This window comes from Varibaculum massiliense (genome assembly GCF_900106855.1).
GTDB lineage: Bacteria > Actinomycetota > Actinomycetes > Actinomycetales > Actinomycetaceae > Varibaculum > Varibaculum massiliense.
This window is the reverse complement of record NZ_FNWI01000004.1, coordinates 305401-323356: the sequence shown is the minus strand read 5'-3', so window position 1 is coordinate 323356 and position 17956 is coordinate 305401. Positions and strand designations below refer to the sequence as shown.

18 protein-coding genes are annotated in these 17956 nt (G+C 52.1%); 1 reads left to right on the top strand and 17 read right to left on the bottom strand.

Features of this window, described 5'->3' with window-relative positions; genetic code table 11:
* Positions 1-53: 53 nt before the first annotated feature.
* The 16 genes from BQ5456_RS01485 to BQ5456_RS01405 form a co-directional block, all read right to left on the bottom strand.
* A complete protein-coding gene (locus tag BQ5456_RS01485) occupies positions 54-263 on the bottom strand; it encodes a hypothetical protein (protein ID WP_071128442.1) in 210 nt (69 codons plus the stop codon).
* A gap of 524 nt (positions 264-787) precedes the next feature.
* A complete protein-coding gene (locus BQ5456_RS01480; RefSeq protein ID WP_071128441.1) occupies positions 788-1597 on the bottom strand; it encodes an N-acetylmuramoyl-L-alanine amidase in 810 nt (269 codons plus the stop codon).
* 173 nt (positions 1598-1770) lie between these two features.
* Positions 1771-2325 (bottom strand): phage holin family protein, encoded by a 555-nt coding sequence (locus BQ5456_RS01475; protein WP_071128440.1) that lies wholly within the window; start codon positions 2323-2325, stop codon positions 1771-1773.
* Positions 2326-2599: 274 nt separating this feature from the next.
* Entirely contained in the window at positions 2600-3037 is a 438-nt protein-coding gene (locus tag BQ5456_RS01470; protein ID WP_071128439.1) for a DUF1617 family protein, read from the bottom strand.
* 30 nt (positions 3038-3067) lie between these two features.
* On the bottom strand, positions 3068-5728 hold the full coding sequence (locus BQ5456_RS01465; protein ID WP_071128438.1) for a phage tail spike protein: 2661 nt from the start codon (positions 5726-5728) through the stop codon (positions 3068-3070).
* A 13-nt stretch (positions 5729-5741) separates the two neighbouring features.
* The gene (locus BQ5456_RS01460) at positions 5742-6428 is read right to left on the bottom strand and encodes a hypothetical protein (protein ID WP_071128437.1); all 687 of its coding nucleotides are present in this window, start codon (positions 6426-6428) and stop codon (positions 5742-5744) included.
* Between the two features lie 4 nt (positions 6429-6432).
* Positions 6433-9111, bottom strand: coding sequence for a tape measure protein (locus BQ5456_RS01455; protein WP_071128436.1), 2679 nt, complete (start codon positions 9109-9111; stop codon positions 6433-6435).
* Between the two features lie 720 nt (positions 9112-9831).
* Complete coding sequence (locus BQ5456_RS01445; RefSeq protein ID WP_071128434.1) at positions 9832-10260, bottom strand: polysaccharide deacetylase family protein; 429 nt, start codon at positions 10258-10260, stop codon at positions 9832-9834.
* Positions 10261-10275: 15 nt separating this feature from the next.
* Positions 10276-10884: a major tail protein gene (locus tag BQ5456_RS01440; RefSeq protein WP_071128433.1), complete on the bottom strand. Its 609-nt coding sequence runs from the start codon at positions 10882-10884 to the stop codon at positions 10276-10278.
* A 12-nt stretch (positions 10885-10896) separates the two neighbouring features.
* Positions 10897-11244, bottom strand: coding sequence for a hypothetical protein (locus BQ5456_RS01435; RefSeq protein WP_071128432.1), 348 nt, complete (start codon positions 11242-11244; stop codon positions 10897-10899).
* On the bottom strand, positions 11241-11678 hold the full coding sequence (locus tag BQ5456_RS01430; RefSeq protein WP_071128431.1) for an HK97-gp10 family putative phage morphogenesis protein: 438 nt from the start codon (positions 11676-11678) through the stop codon (positions 11241-11243). The genes BQ5456_RS01435 and BQ5456_RS01430 overlap by 4 nt, the downstream gene beginning before the upstream one ends.
* Positions 11678-12010: a phage head completion protein gene (locus BQ5456_RS01425; protein WP_071128430.1), complete on the bottom strand. Its 333-nt coding sequence runs from the start codon at positions 12008-12010 to the stop codon at positions 11678-11680. Before BQ5456_RS01425 ends, BQ5456_RS01430 begins: the two co-directional genes overlap by 1 nt.
* Before the next feature lie 15 nt (positions 12011-12025).
* Positions 12026-12343: a head-tail connector protein gene (locus BQ5456_RS01420; RefSeq protein WP_071128429.1), complete on the bottom strand. Its 318-nt coding sequence runs from the start codon at positions 12341-12343 to the stop codon at positions 12026-12028.
* A gap of 29 nt (positions 12344-12372) precedes the next feature.
* Positions 12373-13590 (bottom strand): phage major capsid protein, encoded by a 1218-nt coding sequence (locus BQ5456_RS01415; RefSeq protein ID WP_071128428.1) that lies wholly within the window; start codon positions 13588-13590, stop codon positions 12373-12375.
* A gap of 22 nt (positions 13591-13612) precedes the next feature.
* A complete protein-coding gene (locus BQ5456_RS01410; RefSeq protein WP_022865310.1) occupies positions 13613-14497 on the bottom strand; it encodes a head maturation protease, ClpP-related in 885 nt (294 codons plus the stop codon).
* Complete coding sequence (locus BQ5456_RS01405; RefSeq protein ID WP_071128427.1) at positions 14494-15810, bottom strand: phage portal protein; 1317 nt, start codon at positions 15808-15810, stop codon at positions 14494-14496. The genes BQ5456_RS01410 and BQ5456_RS01405 overlap by 4 nt, the downstream gene beginning before the upstream one ends.
* 58 nt (positions 15811-15868) lie before the next feature.
* On the opposite strand from BQ5456_RS01405, the gene BQ5456_RS01400 reads away from it, so the two are divergent.
* A complete protein-coding gene (locus tag BQ5456_RS01400) occupies positions 15869-16336 on the top strand; it encodes an HXXEE domain-containing protein (protein WP_022865312.1) in 468 nt (155 codons plus the stop codon).
* Here BQ5456_RS01400 and BQ5456_RS01395 read toward each other — a convergent pair.
* Entirely contained in the window at positions 16322-17926 is a 1605-nt protein-coding gene (locus BQ5456_RS01395) for a terminase large subunit (RefSeq protein WP_071128426.1), read from the bottom strand. The two genes, BQ5456_RS01400 and BQ5456_RS01395, sit on opposite strands and share 15 nt — an antisense overlap.
* Positions 17927-17956: the final 30 nt, after the last annotated feature.

The following is a 17956-nucleotide window of genomic DNA, read 5'->3' as shown; positions in this document are numbered from 1 at the left end:
CTCCTAGTCTCACCTGATTAGCCTCATGTCTATACACGCTCTAAACGCCTGATTTATCCAGTTAGAAACCCAAGGGTGCGTGGCTGATAAACCGGGCAGTAAACAGCAGATAGATCCGCGTATAGGTCGGCGTGTTCTCTGGTAGTAATCATTCCGCTAGCTTCAAGGGCTGCCAGTATCTCGATCTCGCGAATAAAGCCGAGTTCGCGAGCAAATATCGCGTTGTCTGATAGCTGGTCAACCAAGGGTGGGGGTGGGCTCATTTGCGTCCACCTTTAGTGCCGAAACGAGCCCGGATATAACAAGCGTGCGTGCAATATTGTTGGCCGGGCTTATCGAATGCGTTGAAGGTTTGCCCGCATCCCTGACAGGTTTTTATTCGGTGCAGACCTGATCGCCAGGATTCGTGCCTGCACGCGCCGCTACAAAACCTGGCACGCGAATCAATACTTGTTAATGCGCGCCCGCACCATGAGCAAACCCGCTCCATGATTGGTGGTGCTGCAGCTTCGAGGCCGTGTTTTACGCAATAGGTGCGCACCTGGTCGCGTGATAGCCCGCAATACTCCGAAATCTTCTTATAACCCCACCCGCAGGCTCGAAGATTAGCGACGCGTTGTTGGTCTAGTTGGTTCAAAGAAACTCACCATCCTTTCAACCAACTGCCGACCATCAGATGTTTGTTAAATCCGAAATCACCCTAAAAATGACAAAAAGCCCCGCTATCACCTCAAATGTGAGGCGGTAGCGGGGCTATTTAGCTGAGGATGAATAGGTGGGGGAATCGTTAACAGCCGAGCTTTTGGTTTACTCGGGCTTGTACCTGGTTGTAAAGATTTCCCAGACGTGCCCGGCGGGTAGCGCCGTTGCCGTATTCTCCTCGAATCACGGCGTCTGCCAAGGCATCGATATTTGGCGCGGCCGGCGCAGATCCTGCCGCGAGTTTTTCGTTGACTCTGCGTTGCACAGCGTCGTAGAGTCCGCCCAGGCGTGCGCGTCGCTGGTCTCCGTTGCCGTATTCGCCGCGGATAACTGCGTTGGCTAGTGCTTCAATATCTGGTTTACCGGCAGATGGCGGGTTGGGTTTGTTTCCGCTGATTTGGTCGTACCAGTAGCCGGCTCTGGCCATGTAAGCGGCGTGTTGGGATCCGGCTATGGAGGCGGGGCATTCGGTTGCGGAAAAGTCGCGGTGTCCGAATATGTTTTTGCCCCAACAGGGTCTGCCTAGCTTGTAGTAGTGACACAGGGCGGCGAGAAGGTGCGCCCCGTTTTCTAGGCAGGCATCGGAGATACGGTAGGGGTGGGTGGATGCGTCTGCGTGTTCGATTCCAATCGAGGTGGTGTTGGCTACCCAATTTCCCGCGTGCCAGGCAGTGTCCCGATCCCAGACGAGTTGGCCGATACGGCCACTGGTTTCTACTTGGTAGTGCGCGGAGGCGGGTCGGGTTTGCCATACGTTCCAGCATCCTTGTATGGAAAGGTTTCCATCGTTGTGGTGCAGGATTATTTTGTTGATGGATCGGCCTTGTCTGCCTTTGGTGAAGTGTTTGTTCATTAGCAGGTTCAGGTCAGCTTCTAGAGTGTTCCAGTTCTTCATTTTGGGTTCTCCGTTTCTTTGTTGGTTGGTTTAGCCGGTGGCCAGGATAAAAAGTGCGAGCAGGTAGATAAGCGGGGTCAGTATCCATGAAAGGAATATGGCGAAAAGGAGCCAGATCCCGGCGGTAAGTAGCGTTAAGACTGCTAGGAGTGCCAGGAATTTAAGAATTGTTTTCATGGTTTTTCTATTTCGTCGGGGAGGGCGTGTTGGGGCAGATATTTGCCCGGGCTGGTCTGGCCTGCCTGAGGGATGGGAGGGGAGTATTTATCTGGACTGCTCGCCTTAGCGGGCGGGGTTGAGCTGGTTTTTAAGGCGGGCTGGTTTTGACCGGTTTGCTTGATTGTGTCTAATGCTTGTTTTAGTCCGCCCGGGATCGGCAGACCTAACAGTGCAGAGTTTTCCAGGACGGAGATGCCCTCGTTAGATAGGTAGAAGAAGATGGTGGCGGTGCGTAGCACTCCGGGGGTGCCAAGAACATGCACGTCTAATAAGTGGGCTAGTCCGATGAGGGCGAAGATTAGGATTTTGCGGGCGATACCGCGAAACCCTACCGAGCTGGATAGTTTGTGGGCGTTGATTGCGGCTAGTATTCCGGTGGCGTAGTCGATGATGGTGAAGGCTACGATGGCGTAGAGCAGGGAGTCGGTTCCACCGAGGAAGGCTCCTAGCCAAGCACCTATAGCGGTGATTACGCCTTGGAATAGCGTCCAAATGGTTTTGATAGACAAAATTCTTGCTGTCCTTTCAAAATAGTTAACGGGTTAGCACAAGCCTGGGTGCTTGCGGATACAGGAAATGCCTGCACAAGGCAGGCATTGAAACTTCAAACAAGGCGGTGCTATTCGGTTTGTATATATGGGCGCTTTAGGGCTTGCAGTGCCAGGCGGGTGATATCCATAGTGTTTTTTCTGGGTATCACCATTACGGGATTGTCTGTGTTTTTTGCTTTTCCTGGCGGGGCTGGTTTTGGGTCAGAGGGGATCGGGATTATCGCTTGCTCAATCATGAGTTTTCTCCTTTGCTTATGGCTTGTTCTACTGCTTCGCTTAACGCACAGAATGCTTCTGCTTGTTGCCCGGATAGCTCACCGTCATAGGTTTCTATTAGGCTTTTTACTTCTTGGAGATGGTTTTGGTAGGTAGGGCCAGATACTTCGGCCAGGGAATCGAATAGGCTTTGACGAGCGGCGAAGAATTCTTGGGCTTTTTCTGGGCATGCCAGGGTGAATGTTCCCCCAGCATCGATGCGGGGTTTGCCGTTTTCGTTTAGGGACGCGTATTGGGTTACCAGTTCGTATTCGTCATCGCTAAAACGCTTGGTGGCCTGCCGTACTAGCTCTAGCAGTTTGGTTCTAGCTCTAGAAGGGCCAGGTTTAAGACTCATAGCGGCTAATAGTTCTGTTAGTCCGGTTAGGTGCTTGTTAGCTATCCAAATTTTCATCACGTATTCCTTTCTTGAATACAGCCTGGTTTAGGCAGTGTTGGTAGACATTTGCTGATACCCGGTGTTATGGAAGTAGGTCCAGGAGATGGTGCCATCCGGTTTGGAGGTTATGGTGCTGATCCATCCCTGGTTAAGCAGCCCGATGAGCCCGTTTACCCGGCTCATAAGGTCTGATAGCCGGTCGAAAAGTCGGGTCATGTTATAGAACGTGCCGTTGGTGACGATCATGACGTCATAGGTGTGGAATACTACTTTGGCTAGCTTTGTCGGCCCGACCCATCCTGGATGCGTGCCCCTATCTGTTAGTACACAATCTTCCAAGGTGACCGATCTGTTTTCGGTGGTATAGAACTTGTAACCATTCGTGCGCAGATCAGCCCCAAGATGGATGCCAGCCGAATCATAAAACCTGCCCTTTGGGTCTAGGGTCAAACACGTGAAATAGTCCCCGTTTGGAGCGTCTTGGTAGGTCCAGGCAACATAGTCCCCCTCGTTAGCTAGCGACGTGGAGATACCCTCTATTTCCTCATGATCCTTTTTATGGCCCCTGCCTAACTGTCCGATATATCGATTCCCGTACCAAAACTGCATCCCGGTACTAGCGATTTTCCCTTCCAGTTCCGAACCGTTATACCAGGAGATTTCAGTGGGGTTGATGCGAATATTACTTGTCCACCCGGCAAGACCAACCTGGATAGCGTTAGCGGAAAGCTTATCTGCCGTAATGGATGCCGCTCCGATCCGGTTGGCATCAAGCAGACCAGTGGTGATCTTGCTGGCATCTATGTAAGCAATCTTCGCCGAGGTTATAGCAGCGTCGCGGATCATTACTGTTTGTATATATCCGTTAGCAATCGTGAGCTTATCGCTAGTGATGCTCCCGGCAGCAATCCGCGCGGACGCTAGGGTACCGGTGGTTATTTTATCGGCGGACAGCTCACCGATTTTAGCGTTAGTGATAGCCGCATCGGCAATCATTGCGGTACCGATTACGGCGTCATCTATTGAGGTTTGCCCACTGATGTGTACTTTTGCTGCATCAATCAGCACGGTTTCATTCGACAGATTGATTTGGGTAATAATCTCGGCTCTTTTAACTCTCAGGTTCACGTTGTCTGAAACCATCGTCAAGGAGGCGTTAATGTTTTTGGTTTCATCTGCTACCTGCACTTTGAACGCTTCTAGAGCATTTTGAGTGCTGGTAGCATCCTTGAGAGCTTTTTCGGCTTGAGCTTTTGCAGTCGCTGTATCGGTACTAGTTTTTATTAGCTCGCCTTGGGTTTGTTTAAGGCTTGCTTGGACTTGCTCAACGCTAGCGTTTGCTTGCGCGATCTGGGTTTTAGCTGCTTGCAGGTTCGCCGCGAGTTGGGCCCCGTTCAAATCGGTGGCAAGACTGACCCATCCGGGCTGACCAGTATCGGTGAGCTTATATATCCAGATTCCTACTTGCTCACCATTGTCTTTAAACCACACATCCCCAAGCCTGGCAGATACCGGTTGGTTGGTGCCATAGTGGTTGGTGTTTTTCCCATCCGCGCTAGCTAGCGCAATACTTGCAACCTGCTGGGCTTGGCTAGCCTCGCTGCGGGCAGCGGTGATGGTGTGGGTGATGTCGGTGAATTTACCGGCGGTGCTACCTAGCTCAATGCTTATATATTCTTGGCCAAGCGGGTTGTACTCATAGGCCAGGACCCGCGAGGTTAACTCCATGCCCGAGTCGCTATGACGTACGGTCACGCTATCACCCAAGGATAGGGTTTCTACCTCGCGCAGATCTGCGTATTCTTTAGTGGAGGCAAGGTCAACAAATGAAATCTTGTAGGAACAAGATGGCTGATCAACCAGGCCTAGTGCGTACTCGCTTTTGGCTAGGTCGCGCAGCCATGCGTGTGCTTGCTCTAGGGGCAGTTCGTCCTCACGTGGCTTGTTCGGGTCTTTGATTGCCTTGACCTGCCCATAGCGGATGACCTTGATACGCGGGCAGATATAGTCGCTGATGCGAGGGCTGTCCACATACAGTTCAGGTAGGAGCAGACCGTCGTAACCAACCGGCAAAATCCGGGTAACTATCGTGGTGTAGTCCAGGCTCGATTCGTACCCGGACAGGTTTTTACGATCCCTTATAACCACGCCATGATTAGCGCCTATGCGGGGCGCGTGGTGGATGTGCCAGTTATCGAAAGTAAGCTCTCCGCCCCAACGGGAAATAAAACTGTTGTCGCTGTCACCTAACAGAGCCGCGCTGAGTGGGGTTCTAACTATGCGTGCAGAGGCTCGACGCGAGTTATCTGAACTACTAGCGCTAAAACCGTGCGGGCTATTGGCTGCCCCTAGCAGCTGATCTAGGGCTGCTTTAGCGGTTTTGTTTACCACATAGGTGTCAGCGATAAGGTTTGCAGAAAGGTCATAAAACACGTGATGGGCAACTACTTCTAGAGTCCCGTCAAGGCTGGTGGTGACCTCGCTGATACGAAATCCTTGCCTACGGCTTATTCCTGGAACCGGGGCGGCCACGATGTTTTCTATTACCAACAGGTTCGCTGCTGGCCCATCAAAGGGGTAGGAAAATGTTAGGGAAAACTTGCCGTTTAGTTCCTGACTTACTACTGGGTCGATAAGGTGGCGATCTAGCACCGCTAACCCACTGGCAGTAAAATCCCTAGCGCTACGATCATGAATCGTAATCATGGGTTATTCCTTTCTACAAGGTACGCCAGTTACCTTGGGCTTCGATTCTTGAAATACCTGTGCCCAGCTCGATGTGGTTAGTGCCAGGAGAAAGTTGCGGGAAGGGCCCTGAAATCCCATCTGTTTGGGTTTTACCTGCAACGTGGGTTACAAGCCGGGGACTATCGATAGTTAATTGCCCGCTAGGAGCAGAAACTATCAAAGCAGTATCGTTTATTTTTAGTTCCAACTCCCCGGTACCAAAAACAGTTATTACCGGATCGGAAGCTAAAAGACCAGGATTACTAATCGTGCCCGAAGCGTTTAAAGTTAGCTGTTTAAGCCCGGTTTCCAGGTAGGTAAACGGCTGGCAGCAAAGCTCGGCTTCAAACATTACCCAAGTGGACAGCGAAGGCACTGCTGGTGATATTTTGACGTGTTTAAGATACCTGAACATGCCAGGCTCACCGCTAAAACCAATCGTGTGGGCCCCAGTCAGCGCGTAGGCGGCTTTGCGGTATGCTTCCAGCCCGCCACGCACCGCTAGTTTCAAAGTTATTTCGCCATCTTGCCACCCTTTAAAGCGGGTAAGGCTGCCGGCCCGCCCTGACACCTCAATATCATCTATCCCCATGGTGGCAGCTGGGATTTCTACGGGTGCGCAAAAACGGATACCCAGGCTTTTAGAGCTAACCTTATGGTCGAGAACAAACCCGTACATTGATTTACACCCCCGCAGCTAGCAGATTTGCTCGCCGAGATAGCCGTGATAGTTGCTGATCAATTTTGGGTGCGAGTTTGCCGACCAGCGTCCCATCGCTTAAAACAACCTTGATATCCAAACCCTTAAGAATCCGGGCAGCTGTAGCATCTGCTACCCCTTGAACATCAACGCCGTGAGTTTTAGTTTCCTTTTCAGTTTGCGATGTTTGCTTAACTGAGGCAGGGGTCAGATCAGTGTTTGGCAATGACAAATCCTCCCTGACCTTGATAGGTACGTTAACCCCGTTAGTTAACCCCTCCATAGCGTCCATGGTGTCTTTAGCCATGTCTTTTGCTGCATCGGCTGCCTTATGGCCGCGCGTGGTTATTGCTCCGGCTAGACCAGCAACTAGCATGTCGCCAACCCACGCCATTTGCTTAGAAGGAGAATGGATACCGAAAAATCCGAGAATCCCATTCCAGATTGAAGACACCCAGTTAGCGACCCGGTTCCACAACCAGCCCGCTAGTGACTGAATACCCTGCCATAACCCAGAAACCAGGGATGCTCCAGCTGAGATCATCTGTCCGACCCCGCCCATCACTGCTCTAACGATGCCGTAAATAATCCTCGGGATAGCCGAAACGATAGTGCCGATAATGGTCGGTAAAGCCCGAACTAGGCTGGTTAATAGTTGGATGCCAGCTTGTACAAGAAGGGGGATAGCCCCACCGATAGCAGACAATATGGCGCAGATGATTTGAGGCAGAGCCGCCACAATCGCGTTAATAATAGTTGGTAAGGCCCCAATAAGAGCCGTCAACAGTTGCACGCCCGCGTTAATCAACTGGGGGATTGCCTGGATGATCGCGTTAAGGATAGCGGTAATAATCAACGGCAAAGCCCCGGTGATAGCTGTAATAATTTCAGGCAAGGCACCAACCAGCGCGGTTAACAGCTCGATACCAGCTTCGATAATCTGGGGGATCGCCCCGATTACGAAAGAAATAATCGCACCAATCAACTCCGGCAGAGCCTCAACAAGCACCGGGATAGCCGCAATCAAACCCTGGGCAAGACCAATAATTAACTGCAGGGCTGCATCCAAAATGAGTGGCAAATTATCGATGAGCCCCTGGATCATGGTCATCAGCATTTCTACCGCCGCCGGGATTAGCTCCGGTAGAGCCTGGCCGATACCAGCTACCAAGGTGGCGATAATCTGGACCGCTGCCTCCAACAGACTCGGAAGTGCCTCAATAATCGCTTCCACCAATGCCACAATCAACGTCACGGCAGTGTCTGCCAAGGAAGGCAGAACAGCGATAATGCCCTCCAACAAAGAGGTGAGGATACTCATCCCGGTATCCACCACTTGCGGAAGCTGGCTAGAAATAAACTCCAGAGCTTCCTTCAAGATCTGTCCCAGGGTATCGATAAAGGCAGGGGCACCCCCGGTCTCGAACGCGCCGGTGAGTTCATCGACCCAACCATTAACCATCGGCATCACCGTGCCAGCCAAAGCCGTGGTCAAACCTCCAGCAAGTAAACCTTTAAGGTTATCGACCCCGTCTTTTAACGTAGCGAGTTGACCAGAGAAGGTTTTGGACTGGGCATCCATCGCCCCATAAAACCGGCCACCCTCACTTGTGGCACTAGCAAACGCATCCGCAACCATATCCGCACTGATCGCGCCCTTAGCCATTTCTTCTTTAAGCTCACCGATACTTTTACCGGTCTTACGGGAAATCTCCTCTAAAGGGTTGAAGCCTGCGTTAATCATCTGGTTCAAATCCTGACCCGTCAGCTTGCCAGTAGAACTCATTTGAGCAAACGCCAACGTGAGGGATTCGAACTTTCCAGCATCCCCCTGGCTGATATCACCTAACTGTTTGAGGCGTACCTGGGATTCTTCAGCGCTCATGCCAAACCCCATCAACGTTTGGGTAGCCTTGGCTAGATCCTCCATCCCAAACGGAGTACGAGCCGCTTCCAACTTGAGGTTATTAACCAGTTTCTGAGCCTTGGCTTGATCACCAAGCATCGTGGTAAACGAGGTGGTGTATTGCTCCATCCGGGCGTTATAGTCCAAACCATCCTTTAAAGCCCCGACCATGCCCCGCCCAATAGAAGAAATAGCATGCCCAATAGCTTTAACCCCACCAACAACAGCTTCCGCTGCCAGACTGGCTTTAAGCACATCACCAAAAATGCGGGTCTTCGAACTGGTACCATCCATCTGCGAACCCAGCTCATCTACAGCATTTTCTAAGTGCCCAGTATCCTTAGCTGCAGTTTTCGCATCATCACCCGCACCATCAGCCTCATCGCCAAACTTAGAAAGAGCAGAATTATTCTCTTTAAGCTCACCCTCAAGACCATTCAAAGTCGCCTGAGCGTTATTGAGCTGAATCTGCCAATTCTTCGTCCGAGAATCATTTTCCCCAAAACTGGTAGCAGAGTTATCAAGAGCACTCTTAAGAGTCTGAATCTTGGATTTTTGCGCCTCAATCTCCTTGCCCAAAACCTGGTTACGAGAAGTCAACGCTGAAGCAGACTTATCGTTCTTATCGAACTGAGAAGCCACCAACTTCATCTCAGATCCCAAAACCCGCATCTCACGATTAATATCCGTGATCGCGCGCTTAAACTCACGCTCACCCTCAAGACCAATCTTCAAACCAAAAGACGAATCAGCCATGAGCGTTTACCTCTTAAAATAGATATGGGAACAGGTATCGTTACAACATGGGGATAAAAAAGAACCCGTTCGGGGTCGGATATTCTGGGGGAGGCAAAATTGAGGAGATTCGAACTTGTCAATGCTGCCAAATCGAGTTCATCTGGACCGGAACAAAAGACATCTATTCACAAATTCCAATCTGTTCTCATTGCAGGAAGCACTCTCTACATTCACCTCAGCAAAAACTCGATGCTCTTTCAGAACACCAGCAACGTCTTGTAGAAGCCGTGCAGCGAGCAAGAAAGATGGCTAGGAACCTGAAACGCGAAAACGAGGAGTTAGAACAAGAGATACAAAACAGAAGACGTCAGACCGCTGCCGCACTCGAGTCTCGAAATCGATACCAGGGAGTGGTGGAGGAACTAGAGGCAATCCATTATGCGAAAGACGGTCACTGTGCTTGCAAAAAAAGACATTGTGACGTGCTTCGAATAATCAAAAAACACTCCGAATCGTATTATTACTAGCCACGCAACGCTGTCCGCTAAACCCCCGCAGGAATAATATCGTCAATAAACCAGATGCGTTTCGGTACGGCTCTACCTGTTTCGATGCGCCAGCAGTCCACCAGATCTAAGAGTTCACCGAATATGGTCAGGTCGATTTGCCTGCGGGTCAGTCCCAGGTGGGCGAGCCCGATATAGGTCAGGCGGGTAAAGATTGCCTCGTCACTATCTATTAGGTGTCCTTTTTCTTGGTTTGCCCTTTTGGGTTAGGGGTCTCGGTCATGATTGCTCGCCGGGTGCCGCGCTGTAATGCCTGGGCGATAGCCTCTCGATAGTCAGCTAAATCTGCAGGCACAGTTAGTAGCTCTACTGCTTCTTCGGTTAGCTCTGGGCGCTTATCGTCTGGATGGGTGAGGTTGTGTATTTGTACGGACTGGTTAGCGAGCAGGGCGATTAGCCAGATTACCTCACCGAGTGACTTATCCATATCTTCGCTAGTTTCCAGGGCTTGACCTAAATGTTCTAGACCTCCGTAACGTTGAGCTATTAGGCGGGTAGCGCGGGTAGTGAGGACGAGTTCGTATTCTTGACCTGCGATAGTGATTGTCGCGCTATTTAAAGTGGGGCTATCGGCCGGGCTTGTTTGGGTTTTTGCTGTCATGGCTTACCTGCTTTTCTAGTTGTTTGTCGGTTTAATGCTGCTTGTAGCGGCAGGCTCATACACCTGGGCGTACCAGCCAGTAATGGTTTCCGGCTTGACGCCGATCGCTCCTTCGGTGACTTCGGCTTTCCACGGGTGCTTGCCGGTAGCGTCGGGTTTGTTACGTCGCAGGATCGTTCCCTCAATAGAAGGCGTAGAGAACGTGATCGAATCAGCTTTGGTTGCCAGCGTGGTTCCCGGCAGAGCAAATTTGACGCGGTAAAGCCAAAAATACTGGTACTTCCCGTTAGAGCGTGCAGCTCTAAAACCAATAGCCACGGGTGTACCACCATCCTCAGAAGTGCTGATAAGTACCCCGTTAGCGTCCAGTCTCGCACCAGTTAAGGCAGCTGCAGCCTCAGCCCCAAGATCATCAACCCCAAGAGTGAGCGTTCCAGATTTGAATTCCTTGACAATCTCGGATGCCCCGTCATCGGCATACAAAATTGCCTCAGCTACCTCCACAGATAATTCTGCGGATATTGCTTTAGCGAGCGGTTTAGGTTTGGCATAGGTTTCCTCACTGCTAGTGGGATCTTCGCTAATGCTCGCGTAGTAGAGCTTGTCTAAACCAATAGTTGCCATGGTGTTTCTCCTTTATAGGTTGTAAGAATGGTAGGTGGCGATGTCGATTGAATAGTGGTGGTAGCCGGTATCGTCCTCGTATCCGATATAGCGCCTGCCTGTGATAACCAGGCGAGCGCTAATTAGAGCTTTCGTGATCTGGTCTCTTAGAGCTAAGTAGTTGGTTTTCGTGAACAGGCTGATTCGGGCTTGTTCTATTTCGACGCCTGGGGTGTTGTCGGCGAAGATCTCGAAATAATCTGTTAACGGGGTGAATACTAGATACGTGTTTGGGGCTGGGGAATCGGTGTAGCAGCTGACTGCATAGGCGAGCCCAAGTTGTTTAGCGATGTGGCTTATGTTTTCTAAAAGCCCGCTCATGGCTTTACCTGCTGGATTCGCGCGGCTAGGGTTTGTTTCATTGCGGTGATTGCGGCTCGCTTGGTTTGTGAACGCGTGGGAGCTAGGAAGGGTCTAGCGGGCTGGTTGGAGCGCCCGTGTTCAAGAACGTTAGCGATTAGTGCGTTAGCTCTACCATCGTCTCGGTTCTCGGCGAAACCAACTTTGACGTTGTAGTCTCCTCGGCTATTGACTTTTACTGGCGCGGTTCCTAGCGCTTTGGCGAGCTGACCGGTAGAGCGGGAGGGCTGTTTCGTTGAGCTGCCGATGGCGGCAGACAGGTTAGAGCGCATACGCGGCTCCACTATGTTAGCCCCGGCTTTAAGTACTTGCTCAGCGGAGTTATCAATGATGTTGCTGGCTGAGTCGAGTGCGTCAATGAAATCGTTGGGAAGCTTGATTTGTACTCTAGCCATCAGGGTGCTCCTTCTGGTTCGATGCGGTGGGCGAGGATCTGGAGGTAGCGGCCGATAGGTTCAACAGCATCAATAACGTACCTGCCACGTGCGGAGCTGATTTGCATGGCCTCGGTTATTTTTATGCCGGGTATTGCTCGGATCCTAAATAACAGGTCTGCTTTGGTGTAGGCGGCGCGGTTGACCCAAGCCGGGGAAGCATGGCGCACCTGCATAAATGCGCGCACCGAAGCAATAACCTCATCACGAGTCGTGGCGAACCCAGCAGCGTCTTTAGTAACCACTGGCCGTATCAAGTCGATATGCTCGCTCATTTTTCCAAGCGTTGCCACAGGGCGCGCCTTTCTTTAGATTTTCCAGTCCCGATCCAGACGAAGCAGGGTGTTAACCGCGTTCCACACGGCGCGGGCAGCATCGGTTTTGTCTGCCCAAAACCCGGCGGTTGCTCCATCTCTGGATTCGTAAAAATGGGTGGCGAGCATGATAATGCCTTGCCGGGTTGCCTGCGACATGGGCTGCGTTTGGTAGTAGCCCTCGGGCAAATGTTGGTAAGCGGTGGCATAGGAGGTGGCAGCCAAAACAAACGAGGCAATCAAAGAATCATCCTCGCTATGGTTGACCAGTAGATTCTGCTTGACTAAAGCCATGAGTTCGTCTGTTTTCATGGCTGCCACCTCCTAACTATTTTTATGGTTTACCCGGCGGTTTTCTGGGTAAGCACCTTGATCGCTTCGGGCAAGACGAGCTTGCCGTCTAGGCGTTGGGATGCGAGGAACCCGATCTGCCCGGTGGTTGCAAATAGCTCGTTTAGGCGTTTGAAGGAGCGGCCTTGCCGGTCAGCAATCCAATAAAAACCGAGGTCACCGAACGCTACTGTGCGCGCCCCCGCTTTAAGCTCAGGTGCAAAAACACTGGTGTAGACGGGGCGGCCAAGGATCATGTCCGGGGTTCCAGCAGTCAGGGCTGGCTGCCACAGGTACTGCCCGTTACCATCCTTGAGCTTGCGCACGGTCTTTACTGTTGCATCGTTCATCAGCCACACCGCACGCGCCCGGTACGGGGAGCGCAAACTATAGTGCAGATCGATGAGTTCATCAGCGCTAATATCGGTAGGCTTGGCGCTGGTCACGCCTAAGTCTGCACCGCCGGTGGGGTTGAAGATACCGGTGGGTTTACCTTTACCATCGCCAACCAGGAAGGCTTCTTCTTCAGCAGCTCCAATACGGCGAGCAAACTCGCTCGCTAGGTATTGTTCAACGTTAAACGCTGCATCGTTGAGCAGTTCTTCACTGATTTTGAGGAAGGTACCCAGCTTGAACGCCGACAGGGAGATTTGGGTGAAGGCTTCATCGGATTCGTTGTATGGTTTGCCTTCATCCAGCCAGGTAGCGGTGCCATGGGTAGACACGACAGGGATTTTACGATCCCCGCTAGTGGTCTGAATAACCTTGGCGAGGATGCGCATGATGTTTTGGTCGGCTAAAGACTGCACTAGGGTGCGTTCGAACTCGTCAGGCACTAGGTATCCGCCCTCAGAATCCACCCCCTCGCTTAGCGCATTCCTTACTTCCATGGGGGAGGTGTTAAGCCGCATCGCATCCCAAAACGCCCGCTTGTAGGAAGCTGTAGCACGGGCAGGCTTGACCTTACTGTCTTCGCCCATGCCGCTTCCAGGAGCGGAAGTGATGGGATTACAGGTCGCCTTGGCAAGAGTGTTTTCTAGGCGTTCGGCTCGCTCACATCGAGCAATCTCGCCGCTAAGTGCCTCAATCTCAGCTTCCATTTTGGCGTAGGCCGCGTCATCTTCGGCGTTTAGACAGCCAGTGTCGCTATCGCGCCGCTCGTCTAGAAACTTCTTAGCCTTATTCCAGGTTTGGGCACGCCGGGTATACAAATCAGTAACAGTAGTCATAATGGAATATTTCCTCTCTTAGTTAATGGGGTTGGTTGGTTAAAAGGGCGTATAAATCAACAACCCGCCGACCACAAGAGACAGCGGGCTTTAGACAAGGATGTTCACTTACAGGAGGCGGCGGCCCGGGAGGGGCAGCACTTTTACCGTGCATAGCTAGTTGGGCGACCAGCCGTTGCTCGGTTACTTTTCTGGAAAACACCACACCACCCTTGTTTTTGGGCGGCAACGGCGGCTTCTTACGGGCAGGGCCTTGCTCGTCATCCCCGCCGGAATCGTCCTCATCCGGCTCGTCTTCACCCGGCTCTTCAGATTCTTCGTCCTCTTTGTCTGGGGTTGGTGCTCGTTTACCAGTCAGCAGCTCGTCGGCGAACCCAAGTTCGATGGCTGCAGTTGCGTCCATCCAGGTCTCGGCATCCATCAACTTCGACAACTTCGCCCTGCTCAACCCAGTCTTGAGCTGGTAAGCATTGATAATCGAGTCCTTGACACTCTCAAGCATGTCGAGGGCACGCGAGAGTTCGGTTTTATCGCCCATCGCCAACGTTGCTGGGTTGTGGATCATCAACATCGACACCGGCGACATCGCCACATGACTTGCTGCCATAGCGATCACGCTCGCTGCGGATGCTGCGATGCCATCAATATTGACTGTCACGGTTCCTGGGTAGTCCAGAAGCATGTTGTAAATCCTGGCTGCCGCAACCACATCACCACCAGGGCTGTTAAGCCAAACAGTGACCGGACCCGAGCCAGCATTTAGTTCAGACTCGAAAACAGCTGGTGTTACATCGTCGTCGAGCCAAGATTCCTCTGCGATAGCCCCGTTAATACGCAAAACCCGAACATCCTCTTGGGTGTCCGGGTTGGTTGTTTCTGGTGGTATCCAGTTCCAAAAACGCTTCACATTCTCCTCCTCAAAACTTGATTCTCTCCAGGTTGTTCTTCCAGCTGCTCATCTTTAGCTTCAACAGCGTCGGCTTGTTTGGTTGCTGCATAAGCGCCTGCCATGGGCAACGGGAGCATGTTGCCGTTGACCAGGTAGAGATCACCGCCATCGTCCTGGTCGATGCGGTCAAGGTTTTCTAGCTCGCGGATATCGTTTGCGCTCATCCAGCCGTTCTGGCGGGCTACCGCATAGCCCTCCATACGCGACTGGTAATCCCCGCGCAGCAGCCCCTCAACATTGAACTTCACAAACAACTGCTGTTTCTCACGAGCGCTTAGCAGTGTTTTGGTGATTGCTTGTTCCCAGCGGATCACCCACGGGTCGAGGGTGTATTTCACAAATTCGAGACTCTGCTGCTCAATATTGCTGAAGCTAGATTTTTCGAGGTCGCCGATCATGTGCGGCGGAATACGAAATATTCGGGCGATCTCGTTGAGCTGAAACTTTCTCGTTTCAAGAAACTGCGCCTGCTCAGGCGACACACTAATCGGCGTGTACTTCATCCCTTCTTCCAAAACAGCGACTTTATTGCCGTTTTTCGCGCCCCCGAAGGTTGCCTGCCAGGACTCACGCACCCGGGAGGGATCTTTTATCGTGCCCGGATGCTCCAACACACCGCCCGGTGCCGCCCCATTAGCAAAAAATGAAGCCCCATAATCCTCAGTGGCTTGTGCCAGGCCGATAGCATTACGAGCCATCGCAATCGGGGAATAACCAACCAACCCATCGAAACCAAGACCTGGAACATGAAGCACATCATTAGGGGTAAGCCGAATGGTTTGGTACTCTCCTGCGGGTTCGTCCCAGCTGGTTTGGTACTCGTAATACAAGCTCTTGGTGTCCAGATCCCTGCCTACGCTCATCCGATTCGGTTGCAACGGATACAGTCCAATGACTTCGCCGAGCCCGTTACGCACTACCTGAGCAAACGCGTTACCCCACAACAACAAATGCGTCATGAGCGTTTCTCTAAACACGAAGCTCGTCATCTCGGGGTTAGGTTCATCGTGAAGCAGGCGGTACAAACCATGATCGACTGCTTTTTCCTTGCCGCCACCGTCCTTGTAACGGTATACGTGCAGTGGTAGGCCGGCTATCGCCTCAGCCAAAATCCGCACGCACGAATACACGGCCGTCATCTGCATCGCCGATCGTTCCGTCACCGTCCGACCCGCCGACGTGGGGCCAAACAGGAACGAATACTGGCTCGTGAGATGGTGGTTCGAGGCGCGGCGAGGGTTGGCGGCGCGTAGCCAGTCGAGGAATCCCATGATGGTGGCTCCTTTCCCTGTGGGATAATTGGGTAACGTTCACACGAGGAGGTGCGTGGTGGGTTGGCCAGTCATTGTGTTTGTGGGTCTATTTTTGTGGCACGAAATCGAGGAATACTTCGTCCTGGTTCCATGGCTAGACGACAACACTGCCCGGTTGCCTGAACCTGTTCGACACATCAACATGACCCGCACACATTTCACAGTGATCGCAACAGAAGAACTCGTTCTGCTCATCGCGGTCGCTATCTGGTGCCAGCCAGTATGGATAGCAGCCATCATGGTCGCCTACACCATCCACCTGGTAATCCACTGCGGCCAGTTGCTCTTTACTTACCTGAAACGAATCCCGCTACGGTTATGGAGCGCCCCCATACAGCTACCCATCATGATCTGGCTCATCACCATCACACCCACCTGCGGAACAGTAGGGCTTCCACTCGCTTCGCTCGTCATGGTGGCAGCCATGGGACTCAACCTTGTAGCCATGCACTGGATCACCAGCAAAACGCTAAAACACCAATAGTCCCCGCGAATCATAAACTGAGCTCGCCTCTGGGGTGTTGCCGCATCTTATTGCTCGATCCAAGGCCATGATGGTGGCGACGACTCCGTCGATTTTTTCCGTGGATTTTTGCTTATCTGGCTTGATGTTTCCTGCTGGGTCGGTGCGTACGTGAATGTTATCGACCATCCAGGCCAGCACCGGGTGCCCGCCATGAGCCAGCTTGCCCTCCAACGCCAGCTTCATCAGTTCTTTGGATGGTGGGGACATGTCTTTGAAGCCTTGCCCGAAAGGCACCACCGTGAAACCAGCATCCTCAAGGTTTTGGCTCATTTGGATCGCACCCCACCGGTCGAAAGCGATCTCTCGGATATTAAACCGGGTGCCAAGATCCTCAATGAACTTCTCGATATACCCGTAGTGCACCACGTTGCCCTCGGTCGTCTCCAAGAAGCCTTGACTGTTCCACAAGTCGTAGGGGACGTGATCCCTAGAAACTCTGAGTTTGAGGTTGTCTTCGGGAATCCAAAACCAGGGCGCGACCGTGTATTTGTCATCGTCATCCGTGGGTCGGAATACGAGAACGAAAGCAGTGATATCGGTGGTGGATGCCAGGTCGAGCCCGCCGTAACAAACCCGGCTCTCCAACTCCGATAAATCTACTGGGGTGTTGTTTTGATTCCAGACGTGCATAGGCATCCACCGCACGCTCTGCTTCACCCACTGATTGAGCCGCAATTGTCTGAAGGTGTTTTCTTCAGCCGGATTCTGCCTGGCACTATTACAAGCGTCCCTAACTTTCTGGATTGGCACCGTCACGTCCAAGGATGGGTTGGCTTTATGCCACACGGCTTCATCGGTCCAATCATCATCTTGCCCCGCCCCATATATGACTGGATAAAAGGTGGGGTCGATCTTTTTGCCATCGAGAATGTCTTGGGCTTTTTGGTGTTGCTCGTAACAAATCGAATGAGTGTCGGTGCCGGCGGTTGTTATCAGGAAGTACAGCGGCTGGGTGCGAGCATCCCCACTGCCTTTGGTCATCACGTCGAAGAGCGCCCGGTTGGGTTGGGTGTGTAGCTCATCGAATACCACTCCGGAAATATTGAATCCGTGTTTGGAATAGGCCTCGGCCGATAGTACCTGGTAGAAGGAATTGGTGGGGGAGTAGATGATACGTTTTTGGCTTCTAAGGATCTTTACCCGCTTGGCTAGTGGGGGACACATTCTCACCATGTCGGCTGCCACTTCGAACACGATGGATGCTTGTTGCCGATCGGCAGCACACCCATAAACTTCAGCGCGTTCCTCGCCATCGGCGCACGTGAGCAACAATGCGACGGCAGCAGCCAGCTCACTCTTGCCTTGCTTCTTCGGAATCTCCACATAAGCAGTCGTGAACTGGCGGTATCCATCGGCTTTGAGGGTGCCGAAAAGGTCGCGAATGATTTGTTCTTGCCAATCAATCAACTTAAAAGGTTTTCCTGACCACCGTCCTTTCGTATGCTTTAAAGCTTCGATAAACGCGACTGCAAAGTCGGCTCGGCGCTTGTCATAGCGCGAGCTTTCAGCCATGAACCGTGTCGGTTGATATTCAGCTAGCTGACGCATACGAATCAGTTACCTTCTATTGGTTAAAAA